This is a genomic window from Neglectibacter timonensis (genome assembly GCF_900048895.1).
Taxonomy (GTDB): domain Bacteria; phylum Bacillota; class Clostridia; order Oscillospirales; family Acutalibacteraceae; genus Acutalibacter; species Acutalibacter timonensis.
Window position 1 is genome coordinate 1,085,764 of the sequence record NZ_LT160640.1, and the last position, 14,015, is coordinate 1,099,778.

General features: G+C 55.9%; 13 protein-coding genes. 8 read left to right on the plus strand and 5 right to left on the minus strand.

The genetic code is table 11. The features are described 5' to 3' along the window. Nucleotides 1-254: 254 nt before the first annotated feature. A complete protein-coding gene (locus tag BN3911_RS14120) occupies nucleotides 255-677 on the minus strand; it encodes a metal-dependent transcriptional regulator (protein ID WP_242871135.1) in 423 nt (140 codons plus the stop codon). A gap of 102 nt (nucleotides 678-779) precedes the next feature. Here BN3911_RS14120 and BN3911_RS14125 point away from each other — a divergent pair, with 102 nt between their 5' ends. The 3 genes from BN3911_RS14125 to BN3911_RS14135 all read left to right on the plus strand — a co-directional run bounded on the left by BN3911_RS14125 (nucleotide 780) and on the right by BN3911_RS14135 (nucleotide 3,824). Further along, nucleotides 780-1,082, plus strand: a complete 303-nt coding sequence (locus BN3911_RS14125; RefSeq protein WP_082942295.1) for a FeoA family protein — start codon at nucleotides 780-782, stop codon at nucleotides 1,080-1,082. An 88-nt stretch (nucleotides 1,083-1,170) separates the two neighbouring features. After that, entirely contained in the window at nucleotides 1,171-3,315 is a 2,145-nt protein-coding gene (gene feoB, locus BN3911_RS14130; protein ID WP_066866735.1) for a ferrous iron transport protein B, read from the plus strand. A gap of 71 nt (nucleotides 3,316-3,386) precedes the next feature. Next, on the plus strand, nucleotides 3,387-3,824 hold the full coding sequence (locus BN3911_RS14135) for a hypothetical protein (RefSeq protein ID WP_066866737.1): 438 nt from the start codon (nucleotides 3,387-3,389) through the stop codon (nucleotides 3,822-3,824). Nucleotides 3,825-3,913: 89 nt separating this feature from the next. On the opposite strand, the gene BN3911_RS14140 is transcribed toward BN3911_RS14135, so the two are convergent. Then, nucleotides 3,914-4,795, minus strand: coding sequence for an AraC family transcriptional regulator (locus tag BN3911_RS14140; protein WP_066866739.1), 882 nt, complete (start codon nucleotides 4,793-4,795; stop codon nucleotides 3,914-3,916). Between the two features lie 179 nt (nucleotides 4,796-4,974). On the opposite strand from BN3911_RS14140, the gene melA reads away from it, so the two are divergent. Continuing rightward, nucleotides 4,975-6,444: an alpha-glucosidase/alpha-galactosidase gene (gene melA, locus BN3911_RS14145; RefSeq protein ID WP_066866741.1), complete on the plus strand. Its 1,470-nt coding sequence runs from the start codon at nucleotides 4,975-4,977 to the stop codon at nucleotides 6,442-6,444. An 86-nt stretch (nucleotides 6,445-6,530) separates the two neighbouring features. On the opposite strand, the gene BN3911_RS14150 is transcribed toward melA, so the two are convergent. Together BN3911_RS14150 and BN3911_RS14155 are read right to left on the minus strand one after the other, a co-directional pair. Then, nucleotides 6,531-7,139, minus strand: coding sequence for a hypothetical protein (locus BN3911_RS14150; protein WP_066866743.1), 609 nt, complete (start codon nucleotides 7,137-7,139; stop codon nucleotides 6,531-6,533). Further along, nucleotides 7,136-7,648 carry a flavodoxin family protein gene (locus BN3911_RS14155; protein ID WP_066866745.1) on the minus strand — a complete coding sequence of 171 codons (513 nt, stop codon included), beginning with the start codon at nucleotides 7,646-7,648 and terminating at the stop codon, nucleotides 7,136-7,138. Before BN3911_RS14155 ends, BN3911_RS14150 begins: the two co-directional genes overlap by 4 nt. A gap of 133 nt (nucleotides 7,649-7,781) precedes the next feature. Here BN3911_RS14155 and BN3911_RS14160 point away from each other — a divergent pair, with 133 nt between their 5' ends. Both BN3911_RS14160 and BN3911_RS14165 read left to right on the plus strand, forming a co-directional pair. Beyond that, nucleotides 7,782-8,384 (plus strand): TetR/AcrR family transcriptional regulator, encoded by a 603-nt coding sequence (locus tag BN3911_RS14160; protein ID WP_066866747.1) that lies wholly within the window; start codon nucleotides 7,782-7,784, stop codon nucleotides 8,382-8,384. Between the two features lie 79 nt (nucleotides 8,385-8,463). Beyond that, entirely contained in the window at nucleotides 8,464-8,928 is a 465-nt protein-coding gene (locus tag BN3911_RS14165; protein ID WP_082942296.1) for a TspO/MBR family protein, read from the plus strand. Here the strand turns inward: BN3911_RS14165 and BN3911_RS14170 are convergent. Continuing rightward, on the minus strand, nucleotides 8,925-10,892 hold the full coding sequence (locus BN3911_RS14170; protein WP_066867957.1) for an elongation factor G: 1,968 nt from the start codon (nucleotides 10,890-10,892) through the stop codon (nucleotides 8,925-8,927). The two genes, BN3911_RS14165 and BN3911_RS14170, sit on opposite strands and share 4 nt — an antisense overlap. Before the next feature lie 390 nt (nucleotides 10,893-11,282). Here BN3911_RS14170 and BN3911_RS14175 point away from each other — a divergent pair, with 390 nt between their 5' ends. Next, nucleotides 11,283-12,551, plus strand: a complete 1,269-nt coding sequence (locus tag BN3911_RS14175; protein WP_187127760.1) for an MFS transporter — start codon at nucleotides 11,283-11,285, stop codon at nucleotides 12,549-12,551. A 158-nt stretch (nucleotides 12,552-12,709) separates the two neighbouring features. Further along, nucleotides 12,710-13,996, plus strand: coding sequence for an HlyC/CorC family transporter (locus BN3911_RS14180; protein WP_341441219.1), 1,287 nt, complete (start codon nucleotides 12,710-12,712; stop codon nucleotides 13,994-13,996). Nucleotides 13,997-14,015: the final 19 nt, after the last annotated feature.

Here is a 14,015-nt window from a genome sequence, read left to right on the forward strand (position 1 = left end):
AGCGAAAAAACACCGCATGCTGTCCGCTTCGGGCGCAATGCCTGAAAGTAGCCATTATAACAGGAACCCTGCCGCCTTTTCAGACGTCTCACTCCCCGCGTCGCGTCTGAAGGAGCCTCTTTTGAATCGTCCGTCACCGGACGGCATCGCCGCCAGGAAGCCAGTGTCAAGAGAAATACGCAGATCCGTTTGCAGACTCCGGCCAACTTCTCCATCCCAACGTCTGCCAACGAAAGTGCGAAAAACTCTTGACACTATTTTTTTTCCTGCTGCTCCAGAAACTTCCGGATATTCAGCACTGTCCTGGGAGAGAGAAAATGCTCAATTTTCTCCACCTCTTCCAGTTCATCCTGCGTGCCGTTGATCAGGCACAGCAGCCTGCCGATGGTTTCGTGCCGCTGTACCAGGTATTCCCCCAGCTTTTTCCCCATGGGGGTCAGGGTGATGTATCCATACCTGGGAAATTCAATCAATTCCTGCGCCCTCAGATTGCCGGCCATCTTGGAGGCAGAGGGCGGTTTTACATGCAGCGCCTGCGCCAGAGAAGAAATGCGCACCACCTTCGATTGCTCCGACATCCTGCAGATCATCTCCAGATAGTCCTCCATGGAAGAGGTGATCAGCCCGTGCTCCATCATGGTGTAACCCTTCAGCGTATAGAAGCCTTCCTTGTCCAAATTTCCGCCTCCCGCCTGTAACAAGTCCACAGGTTTTGAATATAGTAGAGATGAGAAAGAAAATTTCCTTCCCCTAACAAGTATTCAGGAGTGAATTGATATATGCAGAACAGAATCAGCCTCGGAAATTTAAAAGAGGGCGAAACCGCCGTCGTGCGTGAACTTTCCGCCGGAGGGAGTCTCCGACGCAGGCTTCAGGATATTGGACTTATCAAGGGCACCAGGGTGGAGTGTATCGGTATCAGCCCAATGGGCGACCCCGCCGCTTATCTGATCCGCGGTGCGGTCATTGCCCTGCGCAGCGAGGATGCCGCCGGAATCTTCGTGGACGACGTGGGCGGGACCTGCGTCAGAAGATCAAATAGGCTCTTAACCAAGAACGCTGGAAGTATGGTGACCGAATGACGGCGTGATTCCAGGGAGCCGCCCCGAAACAGAACGGGACGGCCCCTTTTCTATCTTCTTACCAAAATGGAACAGGGGTGTGATCTAAATGGGTCTTTCCAAAGACTCCACAGGCATCAAGGCCGCATCAACAGAGCTGGTAATCAAGAAAGTCAATGAGACCGATCATGTCATTGCACTGGCGGGAAATCCAAACGTGGGCAAAAGCACGGTGTTCAATGAACTGACCGGCCTCCACCAACATACGGGGAATTGGCCCGGAAAAACTGTCACCAACGCCCAGGGATACTGTACCTACAGGAACCGGGGATATGTATTGGTGGACCTTCCAGGCTGTTACTCTCTGATGGCCCATTCGGCAGAAGAGGAGGTGGCCCGGGACTTCATCTGTTTCGGAGGCGCCGACGCAGCAGTGGTGGTATGTGACGCCACCTGTCTGGAACGAAATTTGAACCTTGTGCTGCAGACCATGGAGATCACCAGGAACACCGTGGTATGCGTCAACCTGCTGGACGAGGCGAAAAAGAAACGGATTAAGGTAGATCTCGAAAAACTTTCTCAGCTTCTGGGAGTCCCCGTAGTGGGAACTGCGGCCCGCAGCCGCAAGGGCCTCGACAAGCTGCTTCAAGCCATGAGTTCCGCTGCGGGCAAGGAGTCCCTCCCCCGTTCCCCTGTGGTGACCTACTCCGAGAAGACAGAACAGGCGCTGGGCAGGCTGACCCCTCTGGTGAATAAAATCTGCGGAGACGCCGTTGATCCTCGTTGGCTCTCCCTGAAACTGCTGGAGCGGGAAGAGAACCTTCTTGTATCGATCGGCAAATATCTGGGGTTTTCCCCACAGGAAAACCCGGAGATTTCCGAAGCTCTCTGTCAGGTGTGGGAGGAACTGGCCAAAGCGGGCTGGACGCCGGAAGAGCTGAAGGATGATCTGGTTTCCGGCGTGGTGCAGCAGGCCGAACGGCTGGCCCGGGCAGTGGTGACCGTAGAGCATGAGGGGTACAACGCCCGCGACAAGCGCATCGACCGCATTCTCACCAGCAAGCTCACAGGATTCCCCATCATGTTTCTGGTTCTCCTGGTCATTTTCTGGCTCACCATCACCGGGGCAAACTACCCCTCCGAGCTGCTGAGCGGCGGCCTGTTCTGGCTCGGCGACCGATTCAGAGAGCTGCTTCTGCTGTGCAGCGCTCCGGAATGGCTGGTCGGAGTGGTGGTGGACGGCGTCTACCGCACCCTTGCCTGGGTGGTTTCCGTAATGCTGCCTCCTATGGCCATTTTCTTCCCCTTATTCACCCTGCTGGAGGATTTGGGCTATCTTCCCCGGGTGGCCTTTAACCTGGACAAATGCTTTCAAAAATGTGGAGCCTGCGGAAAGCAGGCATTGACGACGTGTATGGGATTTGGCTGCAATGCCGCCGGCGTAATCGGCTGCCGCATCATTGATTCCCCAAGGGAACGGCTGATCGCCATGATCACCAACAGCTTTGTGCCCTGCAATGGCCGTTTTCCCACGCTCATCGCCATCATCACCATGTTCTTCGTAAGCACTGCCGGAGGCTTCGGCGCTTCGGTACTCTCCTCCATGCTGCTGGTCGCCGTGATTGTTTTCGGCGTGCTGATGACCTTTGCCGTATCCAAGCTGCTTTCTAAAACCATTTTGAAGGGCATCCCCTCTTCCTTCACGCTGGAGCTTCCTCCCTACCGGACGCCGCAGGTGGGGAAGGTGATCGTGCGTTCCATCTTTGACCGCACCCTTTTTGTTCTGGGCCGAGCCGCGTCGGTAGCCGCTCCGGCCGGGCTCATCATCTGGATTATGGCGAACGTTCAATTGGGGGACGCCACTCTGCTGGCCCATTGTTCCGGATTCCTGGACCCCTTTGCAAAACTGCTGGGGTTGGACGGCGTCATCCTGCTGGCCTTTATCCTCGGCCTGCCCGCCAATGAAATTGTAGTCCCCATCATCATCATGGCTTATATGGCCCAGGGTTCCCTGGTGGAGATGACCGACCTCAACGCCCTGAAAACCCTGCTTGTAGAGAACGGCTGGACCTGGGTAACCGCCATATGCACCATGCTGTTTTCCCTGATGCACTGGCCCTGCTCCACCACCTGCATGACCATCAAAAAAGAGACGCAGAGCCTGAAATGGACTGTGGTCGCTTTCCTGGCGCCCACGCTGGCAGGCCTTGTAGTATGCTTCCTGGTCGCCTCTCTCTCAAAACTTTTTTTGTGAGGTCTTATATTTCAAATAATTGACGGCAAAAAAGGGAACACTGGAAACAAAACGTGAAAGGAAGGATCATCATGATCGAAGAAGATACCGTCAAGCTCCTGAGGGAATGCAATTCCGGCATCAAAATGGGTGTGGAAAGCATCGATGAAATGCTGCCGAAGGTAAAAGACAGCGGCCTGCGCTCCGCTCTGGAGGAATCCCGCCAGGCCCACGGCAAGCTGGGAGACCGCACCCATTCCCTTTTAAACGAATACCATGACGAAGGAAAGGATCCCAGCCCCATGGCCAAAGGTATGTCCTGGATGAAGACCAACATGAAGCTTCTGGTGGAAGAAGACAGCGACAAAGCCGTGGCTGATTTGATTACAGACGGCTGCAACATGGGCATGAAGTCTCTGAACCGTTATTTAAATCAGTATCAGGCTGCGGAAGAGCAGGTTAAGGATATTGCCAAGGATTTGGTAGGACTGGAGCAGGATCTGGTAAAGGACGTCCGTCCCTTCCTCTGATTCAGCAAAATCACCCTCAAAACAGGAAAGGGCTGCCGCGAAGCAAATTTCCGCGGCAGCCCTTTCCATTGAACAATCCTTGAAAAACCTTAGTTTCCCATTGGGTAATACTGCTGATGAATCCCCTCCTGAAACTGATAGCCCAGCTCCTTCCGGTACTGCTGGGGGCTTTTTCCCATCTGGCGGTGAAAGCTGTAGCCGAACTGCTGCCTGCTGTTGTAGCCGGTTTCGCAGGCGATGTCCGTAATGCTCAGCTCGCTGTTTTTCAGGAGGAAACAGGCCTTTTCGATACGCAGCCGGTTGGCGTACGCCATAACGCCGCAGCCGAAATGGGTGGAAAACAGCGTCTGCAGATAGGCCTGGTTCAGCCCCACAGACTCCGCCACTTCCTTGACGCAGATGTCCCGGTCAAAATGCCGAAGCAGGTATTCCTTTGCTTGATTTACATATTTGGCTCCCACGCTGCTCTCCCTCTCCCTGCCGGCGCAGGAGGAAAGCTCCAGCAAAAGCCGGGCAAGCAAAAGCTCAGTCAGGCAGGAATCATGGTTTCCCGGGTTTTGCAGCGCTTCCAGCAGATCCCGCAGCGCGCCGCAGACATTTCCCCCGTCGTAGAGAAACAGGACGGGAGCCTCCTTTTTCAGAAAAGTTCGGAAGGAGACGCTTTTTTCCTGTAACTTCCCCAAATCCAGGCCGAATTCTTCAGGGGAACAGCTGAATTCCAGGTTCAAAAGCGTGCAGGGCGAGCCGCTGTCCACATTCAGGGAATGGGGCACCAATTGATCCAGAAAAACAAAGTTTTTCTGCCCCAGCTTTTCCCTTCTTTCCCGGGCTTCCACCCAGCATTCCCCATCCACCACGTACATGATCTCACAGCGCGGGTGGCTGTGCAGGCCCATGTGGAATTCCCGTATCTGCGCGCCATAATAGGCCTCCACATTCGCATGCCTGTTATCCGCATAGTAGATGCTCACCGCTTCTCCTCCCTTTTTTCAACAGTTTCATTTTAGCTCTATCCGAAAAGAAATACAACGATTTCTTCCATTTTTATTCCTTTTTCCAAGCATTCATTCCACCCCGCGTCCCATAATTTCCTATGATAGGGCAAAAGGAACCTCTAGGATTCCGAATTCTGAAGGGAGAGAATCAAACTATGAGTTTTAAATTGGCCATTATCGGCGCGGGCAGCCTCGTCTTCGCCCGGACCCTCTTTACGGACATCATGTCCGTTCCCGAATTCCGCGGCATTGATATCGCCTTTACCGATATCAACGCTGACAATCTGGAAAAGGTTACCCTGCTCTGCCAGCGCGATTTGGAGGCAAATGGGATTTCTACCAAAATCCAATCCACGCTGGACCGCCGGGAGGCCTTCCGGGGCGCCAGATACATTGTCAACTGCGTACGGATCGGCTGCCTGGAGGGCTTTGAAACCGACGTGGACATCCCGCTGAAATACGGCGTGGACCAGTGTGTGGGCGATACGCTCTGCACCGGGGGCATCATGTACGGACAGCGCACCATCGCTGAACTTCTGGCTTTCTGCAAAGACATCCGCGAAGTGGCGGAGCCCGGCGCCCTGCTGCTGAACTACTCCAACCCCAACGCCATGGCCACCTGGGCCTGCAATAAATACGGAAAAGTACATACCATCGGCCTGTGCCACGGAGAGATCCATGGCGAGCACCAGATCGCGGAGATTTTGGGAATCCCTCATAAGGAACTGGACTTCATCTGTGCCGGTATCAATCATCAGACCTGGTACGTCTCGGTCAAGCACCACGGCGTGGAAATGCTGGACCGTATCCGCGCCGAATTCGGAAACCACCCAGTTTACAGCAAGCAGGAAAAAGTGCGGCTGGATATTCTCAAACGGTTTGGCTACTACTCCACGGAGTCCAACGGCCATCTGTCCGAATATGTGTCCTGGTACCGGAAGCGCCCGGAGGAGATCGAGCAGTGGATCGACACCTCAGACTGGATTCACGGGGAGACAGGCGGCTACCTGCGGCAGACCCGGGAGGAACGCAACTGGTTTGAGACGGATTACCCGAAAATCCTCCAAGATCCTCCCAAGAAATACGACGGCTCCTGCCGCGGAAAAGAGCACGGCTCCTATATCATGGAAGCCCTTGAAACCGGACGTGTGTACCGGGGACACATGAACGTGATGAATGAGGGCTGTATTTCGAACCTGCCCTATGAATGCGTCGTTGAGGTTCCCTGCTATGTGGATGGCAACGGTATCTCGGTACCCAAGGTAGGCGACCTGCCGCTGGGCTGCGCTGCCATTTGCTCCCAGTCTATCTGGGTACAGAAGCTGGCTGTGGAAGCCGCCGTTTCCGGAGATGTGATGCTCCTGAAACAGGCCGCCATGATGGATCCCCTGACCGGCGCAGTCTGCAATCCTCCTGAAATTTCCCAGATGATCGACGAAATGCTGATCGCTCAGGAGCAGTGGCTGCCCCAATACGGCGAAGCCATTCAGGCGGCAAAAGATTACTTTGCAAAAGGCGACGTCATTCCCACGAAAGAGGGATACCGCGGCGCTGTCCGCCTGCGCGAGCTCTCCGCGGAAGAGGTGGCGGCCAAACGCGAGGGACGCACCATCACCGCAGAATAAAGCAAACCTTCGCCAGTCGCCCGCAGCCTGGCGGCGAAACGAGGAAGCCTCAGGTTTTTTCCTGAGGCTTCCTCACTGTTTTTATCTTAAGGCTTTTGGTACAGCTCCCTTTTCTTCAGGCCGAATCTTTTGGCGCCCCGGATCCAGCTCTGATTCCCGGCAGCCAGATAAAGCCATCTGGGGAGCCCCACGCTGGCAAATTGGAGAGAGGGAAGCTCTTCCTTCCGGTTCACCGCCTCCGCCAGCGAGGAAATAACTCCGGTAAGCGGTTTGAGCAGCGCTTCCGGCATCTCCGCGAAGCCTCCGGCGCCGCCCAGGCCGACGCCGCCCTGCCAGGAAATCCCCGCTTTCCTGCAAAAACAAGATACCTGCTCCAAGGCAATCCGGTTTTGTTCCCCCTCGTAAAAGCCGCACTGAGCAACGGCATAGAGAGACAGGGCCCTCCTTTGCTGCTCCCTGCGGTCCATCTCCCATTCCATAAAAAAGCGCAGCAAATGAGAGGGCAGACTATCCACATACAGCGGGAAAATCACGACGGCGGCTTCACAGTCTGCCAGCGCCTCCCAAGTCTCCGGCCCGGTTCTGACAGTATCCACCCGGACGCAGGGGCCTGTAAGCCGTTTCTCCAGAAGCTGCAGAATCTTCTCCGAATTACCCCCCGCCGCTTTCGGACTGCCGTGAATCAACGCGGTCACAGCTCTCCCTCCCTTTCAAACGCCAGTTCCTCCGGCGAACGGCCGAGCCGTACCGTAACGCTCTGTGCGTTCAGATTCAGTCCGTTGGCCTCCGCCAGCCGCCGGAAGACGGCCTGTTCTTCCGGGGAAACTTCCTCTCCATACCCGAAAACCCGCAGCCGGAACCTGTCGGGATAGCGGGGCTTGTGATGCATCTCTCCCTTTCGTAGCTCAAAGAAGGGCAGAATGTACCCGATGTTCCGGTCCAGCACATTCTTGACAAAGGGACTGAACCCACCGTAAACCACCCGGCTCAGGATGAGATATTCCCCGCAGGCTCCAAGGCGTTTTCCAAAATCGCCATACCCATCCGGAATAACGCATTTTCCAGGCGTTTTGCACCAGCAGCCAAAGCAGCCGACGCAGTTACGGACCGGTCCCTCCTCCCCGACAATGAAGCTGTCCCGTGCCAACTTCGGGTACAGGCTTTCAAACCGGGAGGGCTCCAAATCGTGCAGCACTACTTTCATAGCTTCCTCCTATGTTTACAACGTAAACTTAGATGCAAAACAAGCATACCACCAAATATTACCATTGTCAACATTGTTTTTTTTCAGTACACCTGCTATACTGAAGCCATTCTGAGAGGCATGGAGGATTTCAATGGAAAAGAAAGCTTATCACCATGAAAACTTGAGGCAGGAGCTGATCGACGCCGGGGTGAAAATCGTCGCCCAGGAGGGCATCCGGGCCCTTTCCCTGCGGCGTCTTGCGGCGGAATGCAATGTCAGCCATGCGGCGCCCTACAAGCATTTCAAAAATAAAGACGACATTTTGGCGGCGCTGACGCAGCCCGTTCAGCAGCTGTTTGCTCAGAAGCTGCTGGACGGGCTGAACGCCCTGGAGAACAGCGATCCCCAGGAACGCCTGGTGGAGATGGGCGTCAACTATGTACGCTTCATGGTGGAAAACCCGGAATACCTGAAATTTTTGTTTTTCACCGGGGTGACCGGCCGGGCGGAACCGGAACAGCTTTCTCCGGACGCCGCCGCATGCGGAGACCCTCTCGCCATCTTTCGGGACACGGCCGTAACCTATCTCCAAAGCGCAGGGGTAGATTCCAAGCATTACGAGTATGATTTGATCGCCATGTGGGGCCTTGTCCACGGCCTTTCCGTAATGCGGGTGAACAGAAACTGGGTTCCGGCAGAGCCCTATCCGGAGGCCGTCCGCACCATCCTGCGGGACCGGGTGGCGTTTCTCTGAAACCGTCTGCCCGTATTTTCCCGGCGGAATCGGCATATACTGACAGCGAGACAACTGAACGCGGGAAGGAGCCGATCCCATGATAAAACTGAAGCCTCTTCTGCTGAGCCTTTTGATCAGCCTGGGAACAGGCGGGCTGGCAGCCCTGTTTACCGGAAATTCCATGGAATTCTACCAAAGCCTGAAGCAGCCGCCCCTCTCCCCGCCGGGCTGGGTATTTCCTCTGGCCTGGACCATCCTCTATTCCCTCATGGGCGTTGCTGCCTATCTGGTGTGGATGCGGGACAGTACCGGCCGGAACGGGGCCCTGTTTTTCTACGGGCTGCAGTTGATTTTTAACTTCGTCTGGCCACTGCTCTTCTTCAACGCCCGTGCCTATCTGGCCTCCCTCATCTGGCTCCTGCTGCTCTGGGTTCTCATCCTCATCACCACGGCCCGTTTTTTTCAGGAAACAAAGGCGGCCGGCTGGCTGATGATCCCCTATCTGCTCTGGGTTGCCTTCGCCGGCTACCTCAACGCCGGCGTCTGGCTGCTCAACGGCTAATCTCCCTGGGTCAGGGCGGAGCGGGCAGCCAGAATAAACCGGGGCCTGTCCAGCGGATCCGGCCCCAGTCTTTCCCGCTCCTCCCCCATTCCTTCCGGACAGTCCTCATAATGGGAAAAACGGGAGCCACAGCTTCCCTTTCCCGCCGTGGCAACGGCAAACTCCACCGGAAAATCAAAAGTTTCAGCTGCGGGCACCAACGCCGTCAGACAAAAATAGCCGTCCCGCAGTTCCGGGCTTTCAAAGACGCCGCGGTGGGCCGTCAGCAGACTGATTGTCTTTCCCAAATATTCCTCTGGGGCGTCCAACTGCAGCCGTACAATGGGTTCCAGAAGCTTTGTTCCCGCTGCCCGCAGTCCGTCCATCAGGGCCATGGGGGTCGCCACAAAGAAATCCAGCGGGTGGGTGTGCACATGGTGGGATTCCCCATCCGTCAGCGTGACCTTCATATCGGTCACCTCCCAGCCGTGAAGCCCCTGGGAAAGCGCCCGGAACAGGGCGGTTTCCACATGTGCCTGGTACCGGTAGGGGAGCCTTCCCGGAGACACTTTCGACTCGTACTGCACGCCGCTTCCCCGGGGCAGCGGTTCCAGCATAAATTTGACCACCGCCCAGCAGGGCTTCGGCGCCAGATAGGCCTCGAAGCCCTCTGCGCATTTCCGGGGTGTTTCCCGGTAGATGACGGAGGGCTTTCCAAAGGAAACCCGCAGGCCCCAGCGTTCCATCAGCAGCCCCTCCAGCACTTCCAGCTGAATTCTGCCCGTCACCCGGACCCAAGCCTCCTGCTTTTCCCGGTTCCATTCCAGCTGCAGGCTGGGGTCTTCCTCACAGAGAAGCTGCAGAGCTTCCACCAGCTTTCTCTGCTGTTCCGGATTCTCCGGCTCCGCCTTCGCCAACATCAGCGGCTCGCACAGCCGGTATTCCCGCAGCCCTTCCGGCGCTGTGCCCAGCACGTCGCCTGACCGCACGGAAGAAAGCCCGTAGAGCACGGCGATATCGTTCGCCTCCACCTGTTCCGCATCCTCCAACCTCTTCCCGGAGACACAGCGGATCCTGGTGACCTTTTCCTCCGTCTCCCCCGCGCAGCGGACCGCCTGGCGGTTTCTGAGAGATCCGGAAAAAAGACGCACGTAGGCGGCTTTCCCCATAATAGGGTCATGCTCCACCTTATAGACCCGGGCGCAGAATTCCCCGCCCGGCGCCTCCGCCTCCTGCAGGTATTCCGCGGCCGCGTCCAGAAGCTCCCCAACGCCGGTTCCATATTTGGAAGCGCCGAACAGCGCAGGCAGCACCCTGGCCTCCCCCACCGCACGCCCCAGGGCCTCGGGAAGCGCCCTGGCGGCCTCTTCCTCCGAAGTGAGCAGCAGTTCCAGCAGGGGTTCCTCCGCACAGGCAAGCACGCTGCGCTCCAGCCGTTCCCCTTCCGTCAAGGACAGAGGCTGCACGGCGCAGCGCTCCGTTCCCTCCTCCAAAACAGCGTTCAGCGGAAGCACGGGCTTTCCGAACAGCTTTTCCGCCTCCTGCAGGACAGCTGCGCTGCGGCTGCCCGCCCTGTCGCACTTGTTGAAAAAGAGCAGGCAGGGCAGTCCCGCGTTCTTCAAGCTTTCCGCCAGCTGCCTTGTCTGGGGCTGAATCCCTTCCACGGAGGAGATTACCAGAACCGCCGCGTCCAGAACGCTCAGAGAACGCTCCACCTCGCTGAGGAAGTCGGAATGCCCAGGCGCATCGATCAGATTGAGCTTCACGCCTTTCCAAAACACGGAAGCACAGGCCGTCCTCACAGAGATACCCCGCTCCCGTTCCACCGCCAGCGTGTCGGTGCTGGCGGTGCCGTCGTCCACGCTCCCTGCGGCGCGGACGGCTCCGGCCAGATACAGAATCTGCTCCGTCAACGTGGTTTTCCCTGCGTCCGCATGGGCCACAATGCCCAAATTCAGTTTTTTCCTTTGTACAGGAGTTTCCATACCTGCAGGCCTCTCTTCTATCCTCTGCCATTCAACCGGCTGCGTTTTTTCTGCACCCGTTTGGCTATTGCGTTTATTATAACATACCTGCGGCGGGCATGACATGTATTTCAGCTTCTTCCAAACCTTCTGCAGCGGCTTCCGTACAGATTTGGCGGGCCGGAAGAAAATCCGGCCGCCGGCCCGCCGCTTTCTTTCCAACTGGATAATTAGCGAGGCCAGTTCCAGGCCGCCGGGGCCGAAATCGAAAATCGGAATCGTACAGGAAAAGACGGCGAGGGACATTTTTTAATACCGCTCGGTGCGTTATAATACATGCTGTGTAAAAATATTCCGGACCTCACCGGGAGGAACGGACAACGGAGTTGTGTTGAGATGGAGCTATTTCACATGCTCGGGCGGATTCCCGTCCGGGCAAAAAACATGTGCCTCGGTCTGGGGAAAGAGTATTTCCAGTATTCTGGCCTGGAATTCATGTATTGGTTTGCCGCTGCCACCAATTCCTTTACCACGGTCTACCTGCAGGATATCGGGATGGACTCCACCGAAGTGGGCATGATCAGCGCCCTGAACTCCGCCGTCAGTATTCTCGCCATGCCGCTTTGGGGCGCGCTCAGCGACAAGCTGAGGTCCATCAAAAAGGTCTTTCTGTTCGCCACCCTGGTCAGCGCCCTGATTGTCCCGCTGATCCCCATGATCTCGGCTTACCGGCTGGGGCCCGTGCTCCTTGCCTATTTGATCATCCCCCTTTCCTGTTTTTTCCGCACGCCCACCGGCGCGCTTGTGGACAGCTGGGTGGTACAGGCAGCCAACCGCCAGGGTCTCAATTACGGCGGCGTGCGGCTCTGGGGCAGCATCAGCTTTGCCGTCATGTCCATGGCGTTGAGCGGCCTGCTGCCCCTGCTGGGCATCAGATATGCGTTTTTCGGTTTTTCCATTGTGGCGGTTCCCCTGATGCTGGTGGCTTTTTCCATCAAGGACGACGCCAAAAAGGGAAAATCCCTTTCTCTCAGGGAAATGCACGTGGGAGAGCTCTTTAAAAATTACTATTACATGGCCTACCTTGTTTTCGCCATCGCCCTGAATATCCCGCTGAACTGTTCCTATACCTTCATGCCTTATTTGATCAAATCGGTGGGCGCAGATCCCTCTCTTTACGGCATTTTGACGGGTTATAAGGCGCTGATGGAAATCCCCATGCTCATCCTGATGGTTCACCTGAGGAAACGGTTCCGTATGCCGCACATCATTGTGGCGGCAGGCATCTTCTATGTGCTGGAAATGACGCTTTACTCCTTTGCCGGGAACTTTGCCCACCTGTTTTTCATCATCACCTTCCAGGGCATCGGCGGCGGACTTTTTATCGGCGTAGGCACCAACTATGTGTACAGCCTGGCTCCGGACCACCTGAAGGCTACGGCACAGACGCTCAACGGCGCCATGAATTCCGTCGCCGGGATTGTCGGAAATCTCTTGGGCGGCGTGCTGATCGCCATGGTAGGCGTAAAGGCCTTTTATTTCATAGCAGGCTGCATGATCTTCGGAGCTGTTGTCCTCTTCCTTCTCAGCTTCCCTCTGGGCCAGCGGATTCTCAAACAGCCCCTTCCCAATGCCGCCCGCCGTCCCCGCGACCTGCTTTGTGAGCAGGCCTCCACATAACAGAAACCAGCGCCGCCTGTATGGGCGGCGCTGCTCTTTTCGAGCCCCGCGCAGGCATATATTTCCTGTTTAGGCAGCCTTCTTAAAATCGTTTCCTGATCCACCTTGCTATTTTCCGTGCTCTATGCTATAATTGTTCTCAAAAAATTGTAAAGGTTGTGGTTTTTTCCTCTATGGACAGTCACAGTACTACGCTGATCCTGATTCTGATCGTTCTGGTTGCACTTTCCGCTTACTTTTCGGCTACGGAGACGGCTTTCTCCTCTCTCAACCGAATCCGGCTGAAAAATTTGGCCGCCGGCGGAAACAAACGGGCCAAGCTGGCTTACGCTCTCTCGGAAAATTATGACGAGCTGCTCTCTACCATTCTGGTAGGAAACAACATCGTCAACATCGCTTCCGCCTCCATCGCCACCGTGCTGTTCGTCAACGCCCTGGGCGAAGGAATCGGCCCCACGGTTTCTACCGTGGTGATGACCGTTATCGTGCTCATCTTCGGCGAGGTATCGCCCAAGAGCCTGGCCAAGGAAAGCGCGGAAAGCTTCGCCATGTTCTCCTCGCCCATTATCCGGGTTCTCATTGTGGTTCTCAAGCCTGTCAACTTCCTGTTTACCCAGCTCAAAAAGGGTCTGAAGCGCCTTTTCAAGGTCAGCGGCGACCATTCCCTTACCGACAGCGAGCTGCTCACCATTGTGGAAGAGGCTGAGCAGGAAGGCGGCATTGATAAAAACGAGGGAACCATGCTCCGCAATGTCATTGAGTTCGACGACATCGAGGCCATCGACATCATGACTCCCCGGGTGGACGTAGTGGCTGTGCCCAGGGATGCGGAAAAGGAAGAGGTAGCGCGTCTGTTTCGGGAAACCGGGTATTCCAGGCTTCCTGTCTATGAAGAGACCATCGACAGCATCGTGGGCGTGATCCATGAGAAAAATTTCTACAGTTACGTATGGGGCACTACTAAGGAGATCGACAGCATTTTAAAGGCGGCGGAGTTCATTCCCCCGTCCATGAAAATTTCCACTCTGCTGAAGCTTTTGCAGCAGAACAAGCTGCACATGGCCGTCATTGTAGATGAATTCGGCGGCACCGAGGGTATTGTGACCCTGGAAGATGTGATCGAAGAGCTGGTGGGTGAGATTTGGGATGAGCATGACGCCATTGCGGCGGAAAGCTTCCATAAATCCGGAGAGGATACTTACCGGGTTTTCTGTTCCACCGATCTGGACGATCTTTTTGATTTCTTCCACATCTCCTGCGAGACGGAGGCCTCCACCATCAACGGCTGGATCATCGAAAATCTGGACCGGATCCCTGAGCCGGGCGACGCTTTCGAATATGAAGGCCTGTTGTTCACCGTTAGCCGGGTAGAAAATAACCGCGCTGTGGAAATCGAGGTCAAGGGCGAACCGCTTCCGGAACCGGGAGAAGAAGACGCCGTATAATTTGATTCCCAAATAAAAT